6 protein-coding genes are annotated in these 21,509 nt (G+C 46.3%); all 6 read right to left on the reverse strand.

What is annotated here, in order from left to right:
* Window positions 1-2,229: a hypothetical protein gene (locus F0L74_RS11760; protein WP_188315970.1), complete on the reverse strand. Its 2,229-nt coding sequence runs from the start codon at window positions 2,227-2,229 to the stop codon at window positions 1-3.
* Window positions 2,230-2,337: 108 nt separating this feature from the next.
* Window positions 2,338-9,048 (reverse strand): DUF5977 domain-containing protein, encoded by a 6,711-nt coding sequence (locus F0L74_RS11765; protein WP_188315971.1) that lies wholly within the window; start codon window positions 9,046-9,048, stop codon window positions 2,338-2,340.
* A gap of 864 nt (window positions 9,049-9,912) precedes the next feature.
* Window positions 9,913-11,304: a PKD domain-containing protein gene (locus tag F0L74_RS11770; RefSeq protein WP_149838061.1), complete on the reverse strand. Its 1,392-nt coding sequence runs from the start codon at window positions 11,302-11,304 to the stop codon at window positions 9,913-9,915.
* A 42-nt stretch (window positions 11,305-11,346) separates the two neighbouring features.
* Window positions 11,347-11,988, reverse strand: a complete 642-nt coding sequence (locus tag F0L74_RS11775) for a hypothetical protein (RefSeq protein WP_149838062.1) — start codon at window positions 11,986-11,988, stop codon at window positions 11,347-11,349.
* A 28-nt stretch (window positions 11,989-12,016) separates the two neighbouring features.
* On the reverse strand, window positions 12,017-20,743 hold the full coding sequence (locus F0L74_RS11780; protein WP_188315972.1) for an RHS repeat domain-containing protein: 8,727 nt from the start codon (window positions 20,741-20,743) through the stop codon (window positions 12,017-12,019).
* A 5-nt stretch (window positions 20,744-20,748) separates the two neighbouring features.
* Window positions 20,749-21,507, reverse strand: a complete 759-nt coding sequence (locus F0L74_RS11785) for a LolA3 family protein (protein WP_149838064.1) — start codon at window positions 21,505-21,507, stop codon at window positions 20,749-20,751.
* Window positions 21,508-21,509: the final 2 nt, after the last annotated feature.

The following is a 21,509-nucleotide window of genomic DNA, read 5'->3' on the forward strand; positions in this document are numbered from 1 at the left end:
TTATTGCTCTTTCAGCATGGCACTTCTGGTCTCCTTGATGGTCTTAATGCCCCTCTCCGTTTCCTTCTTCAGGCGGATCAGGGTACCATCATCGTCGTACTCGTAAAAAGTGGCATAGTTGTTTTCATCCAGCTCTGCTACCAATCGCAGGTTTACCGGGTTATATACAAATGACTTCATATTTGCATTGTAAGGATGGATCCTTACATCATCAAAATATACCGCTGTATTCCCGGTAGATTGCAGGTTGATCGAGATCCTGGTGGCGCTGGTGGGTATATCTACAACCTGCTCTACTCTTTGCCAGCCTTCTATGATATTACCCGCCGGTTTAGCTATAAAAACCTGATTGCCGCCGGGCGTCTCTACTACGATGCTTACCTGGCTGCCGGTATAGCTCATACAATGGCATTCCTGCGCTTCTTTTACCCAGGCGCTTAGCAGCGCCTGCTTTCCTGATATAGGAGAGAATACAGGCAGTAGCGCATCTGCATTCAGGCGTACGCTCTTCAACACCTGGCTGCCATCGCCACAATCGCTTACTGCGGTATTAACAGTAAGGCCGAAGACGTCATTTTCTCCACTCACCAGCGGAGCGCTGATGCCTGCAGATGATCCGCTCTCCACACGCAGGCTATATTTACCGGTGTGTTTCTGTATAGTATCCAGTTTGGCCTTATAGAGGGAGAAATCGAAGTTCCTGTCACCGGAACAGGTGGTATCGCATAGGTTAGGCTCGAAAAAATAATCTTCGAAACCGTCAAAGGCGCTCTCCCGGTAGTGGCTATTCTGTATTACTGCAATGGGTAATGTATGGTCATATCCGTATAAACCGGCATTATAGCGGCCTAAAGGATCTTTGTTCTCCAGTTCAAAGCCTTTGCGGTTAAAGAGGGTGCTTTCGGAATTCCAGACCCAGACTGCATCGTTGTACTGGGGGGACAGCTTGCCAAAGTTATCCGGGCCCCAGAAATATAAGAAATTGCTGGTGGCCCCATCCCTGCGGATATCGGTATGCTGCCCAAAAGCAGCCGACGTTCGGGCGCCGTAATAGGTATATGCCTTGGATGGCCGCCAATTCCCGGCTAATCCGTAGAGGTATGGATTTACGCTGGTATCGGTAATAGCGCTATAACAGATGCCGGATGAAACAGACGTACATGCGTAACAGGAATCGACCTGCAGCTCCGCCACTATGCTGGAAGCCGACCCTGTGTAGGTAATATCGACCCTTGGCCGCTTTGCCGCGTCTGGATACTTATGGGAACAGAAGGTAGCATACGAAAACGGCGTTTTATTCCATGAAGGGGCCATAGCCACTAGCGCCAGTCCCTTGTTTTCATTAGTTTGCCAGTATTGGATATAATTATGTATATCAAAGCTGATATTTTCAAAGCTGCTGTCAATATGTATTTCCGGACGTCCATTTACCGCTCCCCAGTCACCGCCCAGCTGCAAAGTGCCGAAATCTGTTGTGCTGTTACTCCATTGCCGGGGAGGCATTACTATTTTTACCGGGTCTTCCATTTCTTCAGCGGATGTGATATGTGCCTTAGTATAAACAGGTGGCATAAACCCTTCAGGGTAAGCATACAACATAAGATAAGCCGTTTTTATAGTAGCATTGGCAGGTATTCCTGATACACCGGCAAACCTAAAAAAACTGTAAACCTGATATTGCTCAAGGTTCGGTTCAGTAGCTGTATCATAATTATTCTGGAGAGCGGCTACCATTTTCTGGCTCAATGTATCTTTAACAATCTGAGATGATTCCGTATTGGATGTTGTGTAAAAAGGATCTGTAAACAACTTATTTGATGCAATGACATTATACAGCGTCATTCCCTCTGTTACCGGTAGCGATACCCTTATCAGGTCTGCTGCCCGGTAGGTGACCTTAGTGCCATTGCTACAGGCATCGCTTGCCAGCTGATCAAAAGTTACAGGGTTACCATTAAGCGATTTCAATGACACCACGCAGTCCCCAATCCTGGCTTTGTAAATAGCAGCTGTTTGCTCTGTAGTGACCGCGTAAAAAGTCTTATTTATATTGTCGTTTAATACCGCGCAGGAGGTATAATCTACCGTATACCCCGCATCTGTGGCGTCCTGCACGAGGGAGGAGACCAACATATTGTCTGTAGCCGGTGTAAAGAGCCGGTGCGAGGCAATCAGGTAATCAAACAGTGGTTTAAGGCAATTACAGGTACAGGAAGTAGCCCCTGGCATTGTTTGTGCAACAAGTTTTATACTCAGGAGCGACAAAAACAGTACCCCCGTTACCACTTTTCCTATTTTATATATAACTAACATAAGTATCTGATCAATTTATCATGATTAGAATTGCTGTTGCTCTGACATCTCTATTACAATAGGGCCGGTAGCATTCCAGAATTGCGAAGTAGCACTCTTTACAGTCTTTTCATCGGCATTTACAGCCGCAACTACATCTTCCATACGCGCTGCTATCTCTACTCTGTAATTACCCACTGGCAGATTAGGGAATTGAAAATCCGGAAAGGGCGTTCCGTCAAACAATTGGTTAAACAATTCCTCCTGTGTATCTGTGTTTGTAACTATGACCCTGAACTGACCACTTGCTGATGGCGCATTAGGCTTTTTTCTTACTGTAAGGCTAGCTACAGGCACACAGATACCATTTGTGTTGGCGTACCCCTGCGCCTGCTGGTCAATCTGCTGCTGTGCCAAAGCATTCGCCGCGTCTTTCCCCAATGCAAATATTGTATTGGCCGGCACGGTGTACTTTACCAACGACCCTACTAACGAGGAGCAATCATTTTTCCGGAGTACAACGGTCCGTTCGTCGTTACCAGTCGTGAATTCTGTTTTCGACAGAATGATCTCTGAGGGAGAGACAGCCTGGAAACTGGCCCCATTACTATTACAGAACTCCTCTTCATTGCCAACAATAGCATATATACCGCTCTGGCTGACAACAGCTACCTGATAGCTATCATTAGGTTCCATATCAAAGCTGATGTAGTATGGGAATGTTCCTCCCCCGGCATTAATCGGAGGATCTGCTGTATACGTAATAGGTTGATGCGTCAACGTACTGATAACGCTGATACCAAAAGGAAACATTGCATCCGGGGTGTCTTCTGGTAGCCTGCCTCTTACGGTAATTCTGCGGGGTGGACCGCAAGTGCCAATTGAATCGGCATAGTGCTGTCCATTCCTGTCTATATCAGCCTGAGCCTGCGCATCTGCATCGTCTTGACTAACAGCAGAACTATATATCCCCTGACCAACCGTGTAAAGTACTGCAGAACCAGCAACGCCACCCGGGCATTGCTTATTAAACGACTGGCTCTTCCCCTTGTTCTTGTATACGCATGTTCCATTAGCATTGGCATAAGCCTGTCCATTGGCTGCAATGTCTGCCGCCGCCTTAGCATCTGCATCTTCCTGGCTAATGGTAGAACTATAAATGCCTCCTGCTACCTTATAAATCAGAGCAGCTTCCCCGCTGGCGCCATCCGGACATAGCGGCAAGATCTCCCTGGCGGCTGGATGATTTACAAAGGTCCTGATCGAACAATCGTTAATATTATAGGGGGAAGGAATACAGTTTGTTACGATGCCGGCCTTCTTATGGTCTTCCGCTTTCCAGAATTGTTTGAATTCAGTGGCGTTGGCGCTCGTAACTTCGTAATCGACCCTGCTAGGACCTGAACTAACAAACAAAAACACAAGAGGACCACCCACACTTCCCAAATTGAGCACCGGGTTAACGAGCGTCGTTAGTTCTCCCATACTGGCAACCATATTACGCCTTCCGGAACGTATCACTTTCAGGGAAATATCATTACCGCTGAAGGGAACTCCATTTGCGTCGATAAAATAGATATTTGGCGTCCCCCCGTTCATCATATTCCCATCCAGCGCCCATATCTTGCCGCCTGATGGCCAGGTGGCAATATCCGGATTACAGTCAGCACCAGATGTTTTCGGCTTTGACCAGATCAATAGCTCATCGCCGGATGCAAAATAACCGGCGGTCATTGCCGCAGGCAACCCGTGCGTGATCCGCCCCTCTTTCATATCTATATTATCCATGGTAAGGCCTATATTTTTATAAGCGCCTCCCATACCGTCGTACATCCAGGCCGCGGAATAAGTAGTGTGATAAAGCGGATCATTAAATTCATTTTGTGTGGACGTTACAATAGGCTCTCCTGACTCTCCGTCATATAAGGTACTAGCAGTCACGACGCGGCTACCCTTATCTATAGCGAGTACACTGTCGATGATACCATGTCGGTTTATGACCTTGGTAGTAGCAACAGAACGGAACTTAGTTTCATCGCGCTGGGCCAGGTTCAGCAGGCTGGGTATTATAAATGGAAAAACAGCCGCTGCAAACATTTCTGTGTTTATCTCTATGTTATAGGCATTTGTAACAGAATGCTGTTCCCTCATATCCACCATCAATTCTACGTCCTTTCCAATACTAGCAGTTGAATCAACAATAGGAATCTGATCAACTGAAAAGACCGGCAATACCCTCACCGTATTATTCAAATGCTTAAACTCCGCATTAATATCATCCACATGATAAAAATTCTCCGTATACGTGATATAATTATTCGGATCAGCCTCCCCATAAGTTGCCTGGGAACGGATCTTGCCATGCATATCATTCAGCTCTACCTTAAAGCCCTGGCTTACCGCCAGAAAATGTTTGGCGTCAATACGGAGAAAATTGGCCACGGCTGGCTTATAGCGTTTTTTATTATCTGCCAGCTCCGTACGCTCGACAATAGTGGGAAAATCATATGCAGTAAAGAAACTGGTTTCTGTGTACCCATTGGCAGAGCGGGTGTTCTTGGTATGTATAGATCGCACCCGTACCTTACTGTACCCTACTACCGGCGCAGGGAAAAAGGATTCGCCCAGCGGCGCTTCCGTATACCCATCCGTTACCGGCGCCAGGGCTGCTACCTGCTCTGCATATTGTATGGGCACCCGCCAGGGGTTCTCTTCTCCGCCCAGTATAGGCTCATAAGCAGCTACACCAGAGCTGATCGTCTCCTGCACGCCATTTACCAGTTTTGTGGTGGTATACTGGTATTCCTGGCCGTATACAGACTCCTGCTGGCCGGTCATTGTATTCCAGTGGTCATAGGTCACAATACGTTTCACCCGGAGGCCGCCTCCATATTTTTTTAAGAATGGATTGTCAAGACGGATGTAAGTACGATTAAGATCCACCTCCTTTGCCCAGCCTTTCATCCGCGCCGTATGGTCAAATGAGGAAAACATTGTCATCACATTCTCCGTCATTCCTAAAACGGCCTGAACGGCGGAAGCGAGGCTCACGTCATCGCCTACTTCTGACCCCTGGAATGCCTTGGAAGGCAAATTCAGACGTAGGAACTGGATAGCAGCCTTAGCCAACGGGCTGGAGGAGCCGCCGTCTGTTCCGTCATTCTCAATGCCCCTTATCTTGACCCATATCGTATTGCCGTTATCAATAAATCCATATCCGCCCCCAAGGTCCAATGTGCCATAACATGGCACGTACTCATTGCCATTCCCCCACTGATCAGCAGGCATTTTTACAAATAGCTTGAAATAGGCGTTTTGCAAGCCTTCCAGATACCAGGCGTATACCTGCTGTCTGGTTGTTACCCGCCGCGGCACCTTGATCGCCACATACAGGTGGTCCCGTATATCATCCAGCTGCTGACTATACAACCTGTTACTGAGATCGTTTAAACTGTCCGGCGCTGAAGCGGCGAAACCCGCGATCTTAAATAGCTGAGCAGCCCGCTTATTTTGTACATAGCCATAGTCATCGCCCTCGTACGTGATCTTCAGTCGGCCGCCTGCTGGTTGCGCAATAGAATCCAGCGTCCAGGCGGCGGCATTCGCCGCCACGATAGTGCTATCCTGTAACGCATAGGGATATTCCGCATTGGTGATAGGATTAGCAGCGGTAGAACCGGGATTCTGCAAAGGATCTTTATAATTACCCCAACGATCGTATGACTTAATATTATAGTCCGGGTTCTTACTATTATAATAAAAGACATATGGATTACGCTTTCCTTTATCGTCACTGTTGCCGTTATAGGTGAAGAAAATACTGTCCAGGGTTAGCTTGCCGCTGTCGACTGCTGTACCATTAACTCCCCGGCACAGGCGGTAACTATACCGGAAGTGTACCGTTTTAACGGGCGTCGCCTTAAAACCGTTCTTCATGAAATCTGCCTTGGTATAAAGGTTAATTTCCTCCAGTCTTTTTCCTGGCCCGGGCATTTTGTGGCCAGTCCTGTCAATGGCCAACAGATCTTTCCTTTCGCCTACCTTAAAGGTGGCGATCATATTTTTGGACTCAATGGAATGGAGGTACCATAGTTCCTTTTCACCGTATACGTAGTTCCCTTTATCATCGCGGCTGTCTGTACGCAGGCCTTCGCTATAACCAGCACTGTCTGTGTAGGGCGCGCGCCAGCTAAAAGGATTGTGGATGCCCGCTACTTTGGAGTAATTAAACTTCACCGCATCCCCCGGGTCATCATCAGAGATACCATTGCCGGTAAGGTCCGCATAATCCGGAGAGAGTATACCGGTAAGCAGGAAAGAATGCGGATAGGCCGGCACTTCTTCCCGGTTAAAATAATGGTCTATGCCATTTTGGTTTAAAGTTGTATCATCCTCACCAGGCTTATATTTTACCAGGCCGTCCTTTAAATTACCATTTGCCGCGTTTACTGCGAAAGTAGCTTCTTGTTGTTTCAGGTTGTATACAGGCAGGCCATAAACATATCTTCTCCCGTCAGTATTCAGGACATCTATTTCAGACAAGTGGTTCTCTTTTCGGAATCCATTAACCCTTTTCTCTTTTGATATAAGGGTATCTGCTTCCCCCGTTGCATTAAGGCCTATCCCTGCGGAAAAAGTGTCCTTTGCACTGGGTGGGTATAGGAATTCTTTGGGAATGATCCGTCTGGAATGACTGGGGTACTCCCAGTAAAGCCGCACTGCCGCCTTTTTCTTATATTGAAAGTACCGTAGTTCTATGTCGTAGGTTTCACCCGCAACCAGGTTCACATGCGCATGCCCCATTGTTTCTTCGCCTTCCCCTTGTATATCCCAGCGGTTCGATACCTCCTGCCCGTTCATGACCAATACCGCGCCATCGTCACTGTCTGTAGTTATCTCGTAGGGACCGGTGATATCAGCTTTCAATTTACCCGTCCAGGTAACGTAGTAGATGTCTCCCATGTCGGGCAGTCCTGCGGTAAGCTGTCCCGAGCTTTGGAAACTGATCACCGAATCCACCCGGCTGCCTTTCCATGTTTTTATCAGCCCTGCAGTACTAAGGCCACGAAACTTAAGCTCCCCTTTATAATAGTTGCCCAAAAGACCAGTACCGGGAGCAGTAGTCTCATCCGGGAAAACATCATTGCAACCATAAAGGCCAAAGGTATTAGGCGTGTAATTCTCAATATATTTGTTAAGGCCCACCACACTGGCTTCTTTAGCAGTGAGATAACTAATTACTTGTGTTCTTTTATCACGCGCCGTCTTAAAGGCGGTTTCCTTCCTGAGCGGGACCTGGTCTATATAACGCTTGTTCCTATACCGGTCCAGCAAGCCGGTGGTAGTCAGCAAACTGCTGCTGTTGCCCGGCTGGTATATGTCCGCTGTTACCAGGTCATCCCCACCTATTGCATCATAAAATGATCGGGTATTAACCACTTTTTCTGCCGGGTTGCGGAAATATGAAGCCTCAAAAAGTTTATCTGATTTTTTAAAGCCTATGGTAGTAGCCAATGGATTTTCAATCTTCCAGGGGCCCGTTTCTGTGTATGCATCTACAAAATTAAGGTCAACCCCGCCATGCGCGATGTTACCTAATCCCACATCCAGGCTTATGCGGTCAGACCCGCTGCCTGTTTTCATGTAGGGATCGTGGACGAAGCCAATATCACCCCTGTAAGCCCTGAACATTCCACCTGTCCCCTCACCGGTCATTGAAAATACATCATAGGTGTAAGACGGTACGGCAACATTGGGCACTGCCGGTTTTTCCCTGTAAGGGATGTCTTTCTCGCGGTTAAAATCCAGGAGTGCGGCAGGATCTGTAGCGTTCTGATAGTTCAGATAACCATATGCCGGTAGCTTACGACGCTGGTCCTCTGGTGCAATGTATTGTGTAGCCACGTCGCCGGTAACTGTCGCAGAAGGGTGCACTACACCCACTTCACCTCCTATCTTAAACGTAGCGGAAAACATACTGTTAGTATACGGAATACTGATCGTGGGGGTATAAGATGGATAAGCAAAAGAAATTAGGTTGCCTGTGTTACGCCACAACCCAACAGACCTGGATGGCGCCCATATATCACTGGAAAGCTGAAGCGCTTTCATCCCTGTCCGCGAATTATAAGCAGTCCCCAGGGAGAGCCCACCGGAAAAACCACCCAGTTCCTTCGAAATTGCTTCTGTCGTTTTGAATGAGAGAGAAGGCGATAAGGTAACGCCCTCCTGGGAATTATTGGTTAAGGACAAACCCGCGGTAAATGGCCCCTGGCCATGCGCGCCCAGATTGATCGTGGCATCTAAACTGGTTTCAATTCCCCAGCCCCTGTAGGTATTATGAAAAACACCCAGACTGCCGGCTATTCCCTTTTTCACGATCTTATCAATAGACGTACCTACCACCTCTACGCCAGCGCCTAATGATACACCGATAGTCCGGCTATCTTTTATAGATGTTATCTTCTCTATTGAATCCGTACCATTGAATTCATCAGGCAAACCACGCATATTACGCGTAATTGCGCCCGGGTTTAGATTCCAGCCCAGGCCTACCCAACTGGCCTCCTGGTCCATAGTAACGCCGCTGTTATAACCAATGGTAATAGGATACCCGCCTACATCCATCAAAGGGATGGTATAGGAAAAATCTCCGGTGAACAGGTCCACCATATTGGTATTATCAGCCGGATGGAAAGCCTTACTTTCTGGCTGTCCCGGGCCACCAATACTTTCAGCAGCGATGGGTTTGCGCATCGTTAGCTTTTTCCCCGTAGTTGTTACAGTCGCAATATTGACGGCAGGAGTCTTAATTCCCTCTGTATGCCTGACAGACACAGCGGAGATACCCATGCGGTAGTTATCCGCACTATGCCCCCCCCGTGCATAACCTGGCAGTACTACTTCACTGTAAAGTAACACCAACCAAATAATCGCAATTGTTTTCCTACCTCTTGCAGCAAGTGCCAGTATCATGTAAATATTATTTAGCTTAATTTTTATTGTCTATTCTGTGAGGTGCATAGGAATTTCCATATGCCCGAATCGCCGCTGGTGCACATGCCATCAACAAAATGTCCATAATGATATGTAGGTACGAGTTCACAAACAAAGTGATAACATTCATAAGGTATAAGCATGCGGTTACCCGCGTGCCTTTAATTTATATATACAAGCAGAGAAAACGCGGCTATGACCGCCCGGTATAGATGACAATTACAATAGCATGCAATACGTTTGCGTTCTTTCATACGTTCCAGGGATGCATCCTTAAATTGTCATTATTTTGGGTTACATACTTACGGTTTTTTTTCTCTTGTTATTTTGAGTAGAATCAAGGGGTGTGTACTGCTCACCGATTTTCAACTCATAGGTATAGACGATTCATGACAAAGATTTATATATTTTATGGAACATGCAACTTTTTCCTAAAAAAATTTCCATTGGCCAACTCAACCAGTTCAATACTTCCGTTTACTTTCATAAACAAGGCATCCAAAGCAACCAGAGCAGATATTTGCACGTCTTACAATCTATACAAGTACCTGCCCTGGCTTCATCTTAACACCTGGATGGAGCTCACGCGGAACATCTCCATCCAGATGTTATCCGATCCCACTATCAAGGAACATCAGCTGCCTCCTGCTCAATAATCAACGCATTCAGATAAGAGAAATCACCATAAGTAGCGCTATCCACCGGAGAATACATTGCAATCTTTATCTTCCCCTCCGCATCCGGTATCACATTGCCCACCACCATCTGTTGCGTTACATTATCAATAGCGCTCTGTAGAAGCTCCTGACCACCATTAATACGCCATACACCATATCTTGGGCCAGTTACCCCTGATTTACGGGAGGCCACCAGTTTAACCTTATATGATTTTTGTGCATCCAAACCGCTGATGATCAGGTTACTCAGCGAGTCATACTTTTTGCTATAATTGAACCAGAAGCTCTGTAATACAATATCCGGTACAATACCACTGTTATCGCCGGTCACCGCTCCATCTGTATCATTACTATTGGCGTTTGTACCGGTACCGAAACCAGTCCAGTATTCAGGTCCGGCGCCGCCATTATCGACAGTCCATCCGGTAACAGGATCAGTAGCCGTTATATGATTACCGTTTACGGGGCCATATACGTTAAACCATCCTGGCACTGCCGGTGCAGGTGTATTGGAGAAGTTAACCCGTAAAACCATTGCCTCAGCGGCGGTATTTACCTGAACGGTAAAATCATCACTAGCCTGCTTACCACCGGTTGTGGTAACGGTTAATCGGTAAGCGTAGGTCCCGGACACAAGCCCTGTGATGGTGCAAGTAGCAGTTGTAGCATTCGTAATGGTGGAGCTGGAAGGTCCTGACAACTGCATCCATTGATAGCTGTTGATAGTTGCACCGTGGGTATCTATGCCCGGTGTGAGCACTAATCCGCTATTGGGCAATGTAATAGCTGTATCCCGCACCGTAACTACAGGTATGGGTTCTGATAGTTGGAAGGAAAGACTTACACCGTACAGCGACTCAATGTATACCCGGTCACCCTGAGCCAAAGCGGGATAAAAGCGTATTTTCCCGGAGAGGCTGTCCATCATGACGCCGTCATTGAGGTCACGGTACTGGAAAAGCCCGTTACGCCATACTTTTACATTGCCAAGGCGAAAGCCATTGTTGGTGTAACTGGTGTCGCCAGCGACTGGAGTGCCTGTTCCCTCTCCTACTTTGAATTGAACGCTTTTGCCGATACTGGCGCTTTTGTAGGTGATGGTATCCTGGCCAACGATGGCCAGCGCCGTATCGCCCAGGTTTACAAGCTGCAGGCGTTTGAAGGCGGTACGGCCGTTGCCGGTGTTGTATAAATAGCCCAGGGTGTCGCTGGTTTTGTTTTCAATGACCAGTTCACCTTTTTGGACGGTGATGGTATCTTTCTTTACCTGCAGATTGGTTTGGGAAAATGCAGTAAAGGAGAGTAATAGGAATAAAATTCCAAATAGTGATTTACACATGACGATAGATTAAGGTAAGGGATAACGAAATGTCTTACGTGATCATGAATTATCATAACCGATCCTAAACTCCACTAGTATACCATGACTGAATGTATAAATTGCCAAATAGGTTTCATACTGATTATGAAACGTGTATTTTTTTTCTATTCCTTTTTCACTGATTTCCCATTTTTTGTCACGATATATGTTTAAAAACTCAGATTCAGACATCCCTAACTTGACCCCCTTTTCCGTTTCAAACTCCGTAACGTCTAAAAATGACGACGAATCACGTCTATTAAATGAGGAACTATATTTGACATTATATATATCATATTCATATTTTGCGCCCCCGTAAGCAGGATAAAGAATCATGACCTGAGATTTATCCCTATTATAAACTGTAGCGCACTCGCATTCGCCAGGGATAACTACCGGATCAATGGGACCTATTGCGTTTAAAACCGATTTAGGATCAGACAAATAAATTCCACTTATTGAAGAATCGAGCGTCCCAACTGTATCTTTCTTTTCTTCAAAAATATCTTTACGGACATGGGCTGAATCCTGCATTTGCTCTTTCACTTTCAGCAACGAATCAGTAGGTTTAGTAGAAACTGCATTTGTAGCCGTCTTTGTTGGACCTACCTGAACACATCCGATTAACCATAATGATGTAATTAAACAGATTCTGTATTTCATATTGATAAACTAAAAAATAGAAAAATCTTTATTGTTTCACCTTGGGATCCGCTTTACCTTCATTTCCATAATCCGGATTACCCGGTATATTAAAGTAAACATTTATTGTTCCACATCTGTTTATATAACTGTCCAAGAACTTTCCAAGATTAAACAGCACATCATAATTATTTACTCTAATACCTATACATCCTTTCGTGCCAATTTTGTTGACATCGGGATGCATCCTCAAGCCGGTTCTACCATTAAAATCCGGTAAATGAAGTTTCCATCCTAAATTTGAATTAAACATTCTCATTCCTTCCTCCTTCGTCCAGCTAAATTGATTCGCTACATATGAATTATTGGGTGTTGGCCCATTTCCCCATGGGCCACTTGTGAAAGGATACTCATTTACTCGCACTAAGCCTCCATCTTCCATCACTTCCCTCAAATACATATAGCCTTGTATACCGTTAGGCTGGTTTCTTTCTAAATTAATTTTCTCACCAACCATATTTTCTGAGCTACTTACGTGACCGTCGAAATCCAATTGATAAGTTCCCGTACCAAATGCAATTATGTCTCTACCCGTCTTCTTTTCCTGGCCCAATGCATATTCTATTAAGCCGTTTACGTACACATCCGCCAGAAGCTGATCTTTATCTGTCCTCTCGTAGTCCAATTTTGTTAGATTCCTCTCTGTATATTTATTATGAAAAACATTTTCATATATAGAATAATCGGCTTCGCTAATTCTAATATTACGCCTCGGTCCTTGATCGGAAACTATATCCAGGAAAACTCCTATATTATCAGATTTATCGAAAAAAATTGTTGTATCTCCTAATGGATCACTAAATAATAATGGATTATTTCCGAAAGCCGAATAATCACTTATCCCAACTGTTGGACGAGGATCTATATTCCAACGTCTTCCAATTCTGCCATCATATTCCCAAAATTCTGCGGTATAACCACTTCCCCCTCCTTCCACTTCATCACTCTTCTCCTGTCCATTAAACCCATAACGATATCCGTTCAGCGCATCGCTACCGCCACCTTCAGCGCTTCCGCCGTCATATGAACCATCTGCAATAATCGCATCAAACCGATCATTAACCCCACTATTGAACCCTTCCGTAAAATTAATTGTCTTTGAGGCGGCATACTGGCCTGGCTGATTGCCACTCCTGCTACCAATACTCAACGACTCCGGCACACTATGTCCATTCACCACACTATTTCCAGAAGCCCAACCACCAGCTATTTTGTGTCCATTTCTACCGGGCATTAACATCCCGAAGGGATAATAATCCTGTGCAGAAGTAAGATTCGCCTCGTAGTGATCGATCGTATTGCCATTGGTGGATACTGGTTTCCGCACATCAGAAACTGTAGCCAACACATTACCTAAATGGTTACTTAATTCAAAGATCTTGTTATTGCGCGTAAAAGTAACATTTATTCCGGTTCCTAGTCCTGGTATGTTCGTGGGAACAGGCGCTACTTTGTTCTGTATATTGGCATATAACTTGCTTATACCCAACCGGCTGCTACCATACAGACCGGCCTCAGTCCGGGTAAGGTCGCCATTATTTACGCTGGCATCGCCGCTGGTGTATACGCTCATGATATTACCGCTGACATCCCTTACGTACCAGGTCTGTTTTCCATTCACATCTTTACTGATACGGTTTCCAGTGCCGTCGTATGTATAGCTTATAGTAGTACCATTGGTTTTATGAATACTTTGGATCTTACCATACACCGTCCATTTAATCTCATCAATACCTCCCTTACTATCCTGTATAAGATTTCCAATAGGATCATAACCATAATTTCCCCCTAATTGATTATCTATATCATTGTCATACACCGTTGAATCAATTTTATCCTCAATATGGTCTAATTGATTTGTGCCGGATATATAAGCGTATGACAGACTATCCATTCCCAAGGGCTTGCCGGCAAATGTCTGGTTACCATTCCGCAGGTAACTCAGTATGTTGCCATTGGCGTCATAAGTCACTTTTTCCTTAAAGTCCTCTAATAGAGAAGGCGCCCAGGTATTGGTAGCCGTATTCAGATTACGTAAGGCGTTCATCGCCGTCAGCCGGTTCAGCACATCATAATTATAAGCGTACAGCAATGGCTCTCCCAGGAAAGGCACATGCACGCTCATAGCAGCGATATTACCGTTAAACAACGGTCGGAAGTTGCTACCGGCATCCGCCCCCTCTGCAAACGGTTTTACACCACTCTTAATAGAGTTATAATCGCGGCCGCCGAAATAGTGCAAAGCAAAACCAAACGCATCTTTGGCCACTATATTGCCTGCGGTGCCATCGCCGCCCATATCAGAAGCGGATGTCAGCGAGGTACTATTAACACCCTTCAGCCAACCTTGCAGCGTATACGCGTAGTCCAGGCCCTGCACCTGTTGCTGGCCCAGTATCGTCCTGGCTAAGGGACCATGCTTATAATACCGGTAAAAAGCGTCATTCTCCCAGTAGATACTATCATGGCTGGTCTCCACGTTCGTCATCCGGTTCTCCGCGTCATAACTATAGCGATGATAAAATGCATCTGATTCGCCTGGCTGGTAAGCCACCTGGTTCACTTTACCACTGATGAGATCATAGTTGTACACCATTCTACGCCAACGGTTGTTAGTGACCTGTAGGATACTTCTCTTAAAGTCTTGCACCAGTGTATCCACATTACCAAGGACATCATAGCTGTAAAAAGTTCCGGCTGTATACTTATACTGATCAAGATCAACTTTGGTATCATAGACAGCTGACCAGGACACCCTGTTACGGGCATTCGCAGCTGCCAATATATGCCCATCTTCATCACCTTCCAGCGGCGTGTAAGGCTTGTCATAAGCAGTACGGGTGATCTGTGTCTTGGTATTTTCAGCGCCAGTAAACCATTCAGATAAAACATCATCGCTCCGGCTGATATCATCACTCATCCCAGCACTGCTTGTGATCTCCCCTACTTCTACAACGCGACCAAGCGGATCATACTGTGTATAACTATATGCATCCATCGGCTCCTGCTTCGCATTCTGCGAAACCGCCAGCCTGCCCAGGCGGTCATACCAGAAATGGCTGGTGCCCGCATCTGGTGTTTCCTGTTTGATCACTTTATTCAGGGTGTTATAATAATACCTGGTTGCCATTGTATGTGCCGGCACTAAATAATTACCTGCCGCACTTGCGGCTTTCACATCATTAGCCCAGGCCTGCGTACGGTTCACCACCACACCTGCCGGCGGGACTGTTTTTACCAGGTTTCCTGCCTGATCATAATAATATAAGGTATAGTGGTACTCACTATTGTTATAATTGACTGTAAACAGCTCCTTGTTCGCTGCCTGCAATGCAGTATTCAGGTAGTCTTGGTTAAAAGCGTTACGTACAGAATCCCTGTAGGCATAATACAGCTCTGATCCGGTACTGGTCGCAAAGAAGTCATTATCAGAACAATTATTGTTATCGCTTGCAGCTGCAGGAAATACCGGCGATGCATTACCACAAAGCAGCGGGCCGTTGTTGAAGGTGTAACAGTTCTCGTATCCCGGGCAATTGATAATACCCGGCGTTACGTTAGCTGCCTTAGCTACTACCGAAATAAACCGAATCGTATCTATCAGTTCCCACTCACCATATTCATAGTCCAGTTCACTCATGATACAATTCTGATAGCTATTATTTGCAGGTACGTCGCCGCAACCGGTTTTGCCCTCCGCATTAGTAAGCAGCAATAATCCTTTGTTATCACTTCCCCCGACGCCAGCAATCGTGCCATCCTCATTTTGGGTAAGGGCATATATGGCCTGCACTCCATCCGCTTGTATCAGATTTGACCAGGCCAGACCGTCACCGTCCTGATTTGTCCTATGTAAGACGATATCCTGGGGTGATTTGGCGAGCACCTGGGCCGCGATTGTACTACCATCTGAATTGCGGTTAATAGCCAACCAGGAATCCTCGTTGCCGGCAGGTACTGCCACCTTTTTTGCAGACAATATAGTACCTTGTTTATCCAGGTCTAATATTGCACCAACGCCATCCTTATTTCCCCAGTCAGTTGCGTTCAATACATTGATCTTATAACCATTATTATTCTTAAATATATTAAGAAACCAGTTTGTTCTAGAATCAAGATCATATTGTCTGCTGAATACTACCTGGCCACTTTCCATCTCTATTTTCAACAATACGCCATTGTAGTTGCTACCATAAACAGATGTACCAGCTGCCACCAATGTTCCATCGTCATCTAACAGCTTTAAGGTGGGATCCGAATTTTGTGTTCCTATTCTTTGGGTCCAAATAGTATGTCCTAAACTATCTAACCGGCCCACCATCCAGTCTCCCACTACCCTTTCGAAATTAAACTCACCGGCAAATGCATAACCATCTCCGATCGGGAGGATATCCATCCCTTGCTCCCCATTAGTTGTTTTAAAACCTATCGCACGGCTCCACTGCACCTCTCCGTTCACATCCATTTTCACGATAAAAGCATCGCTCACATGACCTGCTGAATAAGAAGATGTAGTAGTACCAATAGCAATATACCCGTTATCCTTAGTAGGTCTCATGCGCACAAAATCATCATTCCCTGTTCCGCCATAGGTTTTTGCCCACTGGAAGTTTCCAAACCTGTCTGTTTTAACGACATAAGCATCCTTGCCTCCGTTACCACTACCTGTTGTAGATCCTACCAACAAGTACCCATTATCCGCTGTCTTTACAATATCACTGAAAACATCCGTGGCTGACGCCCCCGTAGAATATGTCCGTAGCAATTGACTGGGCGTACACACTACCGTATCCCTCGAAGATGTATGCTGACAGCTATCCCGGAACTTAAGATATTCCCAGGCCTGTTTATCAAAGCCCAGGCGATTGTTCATATAACCGGCAAACAGTTGGTTCTTCTGCAGCTGAGTGGTATCTGACTCCTCCACGCTTGGTACTACATCCGGATAGTCATGGGTGAATATTGTAAACAAGCTGTCCACCACATGACAGGTAGCGCACCCGGGCCCTGTATTACACTGCATCAACGCAGGAATTTTCAATGGGGCATCTGTGTAGGCGCAATTGGAAGCGCTATTGCACGCATTTATCAGTTTGTTTATATCTGCGGAGCTTATAACTACATTCCTCGTGCGTTTAAGATAGGCAGACAAGTCTACGTCTGATAACCGCTTATTTGCCACAAATTCCTTTTGCAGCTGCTGTAATTTATCACACTCACAATCCGCCGGCTTGGTAAAACTTGGCTTATCCGCATAAGCAGGCTGCCTGTCATATGGTTTCGGCACCGTTATCATCATCGCGTTACACCCAAATGGCTTACCTGGATGCTCAGTGTTATACCTCCCTATCACCTCTTCGAAACTGTGGTAATCATAGCTGCCGCCTGGTTTTACCGTACTGGACCCATAAGGATGGTCAAGATCAGATCCGTCCTTACATACTTGTACCAACTTATCTTTTACTTCATTCCATTCTGTTGTATTAGCAAAGGCACAAGGCGCCAACTGCTGCAGCCAATATTCCGCATATGCTTTGCAGTTCTCATCATACGCTTGTTGCAAAGCCGCAGTAGCAGCAGCTGCTGCAGTGGTGGCATCCCCATTGTTCAGATAACCCAGCTGTTGCTGATTCAGGGCGTCCTGTGTATTGTTAAAATGCAGTTGCTTGCCGGCCAGATCGGATGCGGACACCTGACAAGCGGCATTTATTTTCGCATTAATGATATCCCGCTTAGCCTGCTGGTATAAACCACGGAAAGCCCGCCATGCCATATCCAGCTCACCCGGACACAGACTTGCCTCGTCAAAGGCGGCCTGCGCATTTCCGTATTTCACCATACAGGCATTGTCAGACTGGGGACATTTTATTGCAATTACCGCTACACTCCACATGGAGTAATTTTGCTGGAAATTGGTCAGTTTACCTTCCAGCAGACCTTGTAATTCCGCGCTTTCCTGCGCCAGGGAATCCTTATTATCTGCTACCAGGTTGTAGCTGGTATAAGCCGGATTAGCAGTTGGGTTCAGGTATCCCAGGGCTTTCGCTTCCGCATAGGTATCCACTATTTCAAACTTCCGGTCCCAGCGGGTACTGGCCGCATGTTTTTCCAATTCAACCAACTTGCAGTATTCGGGGTGGAAAGACAGCAATGTCTCCGCCCAGGTATCATTGAATTTACTAGCAAATTGGGTGGGGCTCAGTTGTTGAGGCAGTACGTTGCTGTTACTGAGCTCATTATAGGCAGAATCAGGTTGGCCGGTCTCATCGCGGTAAATTAACGCGCCACTCTGATAATAGGGCGGATGATCATTACCGGTGCTATAAAATATAGAATGACTATCATTTACATTACTGATATCGGCATATTGGCCAGAAGGAGGCGTCATATCCATCAGCATGGCCATCCTTATATCATCCGTCTCTGATAACTTATTACACAATGCGTCACAGCTGGCTACGGCGTCATTATATGCTACCTCGATATCCTTCTCATAGTCCGCTACATTACCGCCGGAGTCGATCCTGTTCATGTAGTGCACACGAAAACTGTCCAGGCTTCCTATACTTGTCAGGCAAGACTGACAGGTAGGCGTACATTCTATATTTGCCACCAGCGCAAGCTGCTGACTTATAAAATCGTCCAGCGTCTTACACAGGTTAGCCGGCATATATACATTATCCCGGTAATAGTCCATCCCTTCTGTGCTAACCGTGAGCTGTTTAGTGATCTCGTAGCTGCCTTTCTTAAGGCGGATAGTAAAATTGGTATCCAGCACCGGCGCTGCATCATTACAGTTCCCCGCCTCAATAGCGCCTGGCGTATAATTACGCACAATAGCTTTAAAAGGCTTCTTATCCGGCATCAGCTGGTTCTGGCTATCATCGGTGATAGTGATCTCAAGATCATACAAGCCATTATAACAAACAGTATTACCATCACAATCTTTTTTCTGTAATACCGGCGGCGTAAGATGATAATTGAACGTATAATCGGCATCAATGGTCACGGCTTGTGATTGGCGAGTTTCCATCACCAGCTCCTTCACCATATTTTTACCGGGGCCGGAAAGGTTGGCCGTTGTATTATAAACGCTGTAAGAAGGCAGGGGGTCCAGGTTAGCGCTATCCGGCATACCAGCCAGCGCGGTAGCGATGGTACGGCCATGCATATCCACATAACTTACGGAATACTGGCCGTTGGCGTCACGCACCATATTCTTGAAATAGTGCGTCTTATCGCCGGCCTCCGTGCCAAATAACGCATCCAGGTCATTATCCCCCGGGCTGCCATAGAAATACTTTGTTTCATGGTTGCTGCCCATTTTAAAGACCGGTCCTAATCCTCCTTGCCGGCTAATGCGACCGGTATTGTCCTGCATATAGGAGGTCTCAGTAAAGGGGTAGCCGCCGGCATCCGGTATAAAACGGCTGGAGCCATTATCTTTATCTGGATTCTCCGGTGAATAGTACTGGCTGGCGCCACTACCTGTTGACATGGGCGCCGCACTGGCTGTCAGGAACTCATTGGGGTCTTCCAGATGATCATACTGATCCTTATCGTACTCAGCGCCATTGGCGGCACTATTAAAATTCCGGCTATACTTAATGATCGTATTCAATGTAGGCGCAGGCATAACCTGTACTACCGGCCGGCCCTGGTAATCATAAAAAGACTCAGCCACCACCGTTGTATTAGTGGTATTGTCTTTTGTAACGGTTTGCCGGCTATGCAATCCTCCGTCGAGATATTGCACGACCGCTTTCCGTTTACCGTCTTCTGCGAAACTGATATCTGACTGCCAGTTCAGGTTACGCTGATGGCCAGTAAAGGAGAAACGCCCCAAACCGGTGGTGAAGTCAGAGCTCCAGGCAGTTTCCACCCGCCGGTTGCCGGGCTTTTCCTGTACGGCGCGTACCCTAAAAAAGAGCACGCCACCATTATCATACAATAATGGCACTTTATAGGCATTATCACTTATAGTAACCCTGGTGGCGTTATTTTTGAATAACAGATCCGCATTGGGCGGCGTACCATACCGGCCCAAAGCGGATGAGTCAATATAAGCCCACTCCAGGTCATATACATCTGCTCCCGTAACTGTGCTCCAACTGATCCGGATCTCGTCCGTGGAATCGGTATTGGCGGTATTATCCGCATATATGCTATTAATAGCATCCGCTGTGCAGGATAATTTATATACCGGGTGTACCTGCATCTCATTCTCTATCATAAGCGCCGGCAATAGATCCGGTATGGATACGGTCATACTCAACACCTTCACCGTAACCTCGTGCGCATTTTTGAACACAAAGCTATTCCGGGCTGAATAAGCCCTGGTGGTATCATAGTTGATGTCCAGTATTTTCTCGTCAATGGAATCTACTGTATGCTGCGGCGTGATATAATAAATACGCACCTTAGCACTAGCCGTAAAGGGAGCCCGCAGGTATAACGGCGAGTATTCGTTGATCCGGAACGTAATTACGTTCATAACGCTGTAAGGCGTGTCCAGCTTGTTCTGAAAAGTGGTGCTGAAGAAAGCGGTATCCCGTACCGTGATAGCCGAATCCTTCACCAGTTGTCCTCTACTGCCATCCAGCACCTTCTTAAACACTACGTTATTTCCGGTCTGTGCATGAACACTGCCGGCTGCCACTAACAACAGGCACAGTGTTATCCATCTGCCAATTTGTTTCCGCAAAAATTGCTTCATATCTTTCATAGATTGGGAGATCCTATAAATATTTTATAATCCTGGTAGGCGGCCGTTACTTTGAGATCGGTTCCCTCACGCTGGAAGAAAGCCTGCTCATCGAACCGGTCCTGACCGGGTGGGGTATCATCATAATTTTCAAACACGGCCTGCACGGTAGCGTATTCCTCATATCCTTCACCGGGTGTTGCATCGCCTCCGGCAGCAGCATCCATAAGTAGCGCAGTCTTCACCACGTACCGCATGGCCTGTAGATGTCCGGAGAGCGTATCTACTGTTATCTGCAGGCTTTTATAAGGCGCCCCTGCCCGGAAGCTGATCTGTACAGTTTTCTTACTGCCCTGATAGGATATACCACAGTCTGTCACACCTGCAGTTTGCAGGGCAGTACGGATCGGCTGTAGCAGATCGGCGCTGTTTACTGCGGTATCAGATTTGGCGAGATACATGATCTTATCTTCCGCAAACAATATCACATTGTACCGGCTGTTGTGTATGGACTCCGTATTTCTAAGCAAACAGCGGGAGTCAGCGCCTGACAACTCTATCCTGCCTTTCATCGAATCCAGCACTTTACCTGGCGTATGCTCATTGCTATAGGTATAGACTATATCAAATGACATAGGCCGGGTATTATAACCATGCTGTATCTCTTTTATAGCCTGCATGGCCAGGTCAATATTATGATCTGCCTGCGCCGCAGCCGGCAGATAGGCCGCCAGCAAAACCATCACTCCAGTCAGTAAAACATTCCGGTACTTCATAT

It is taken from the genome of Chitinophaga agrisoli (assembly GCF_008386695.1).
Classification (GTDB): Bacteria; Bacteroidota; Bacteroidia; order Chitinophagales; family Chitinophagaceae; genus Chitinophaga; species Chitinophaga agrisoli.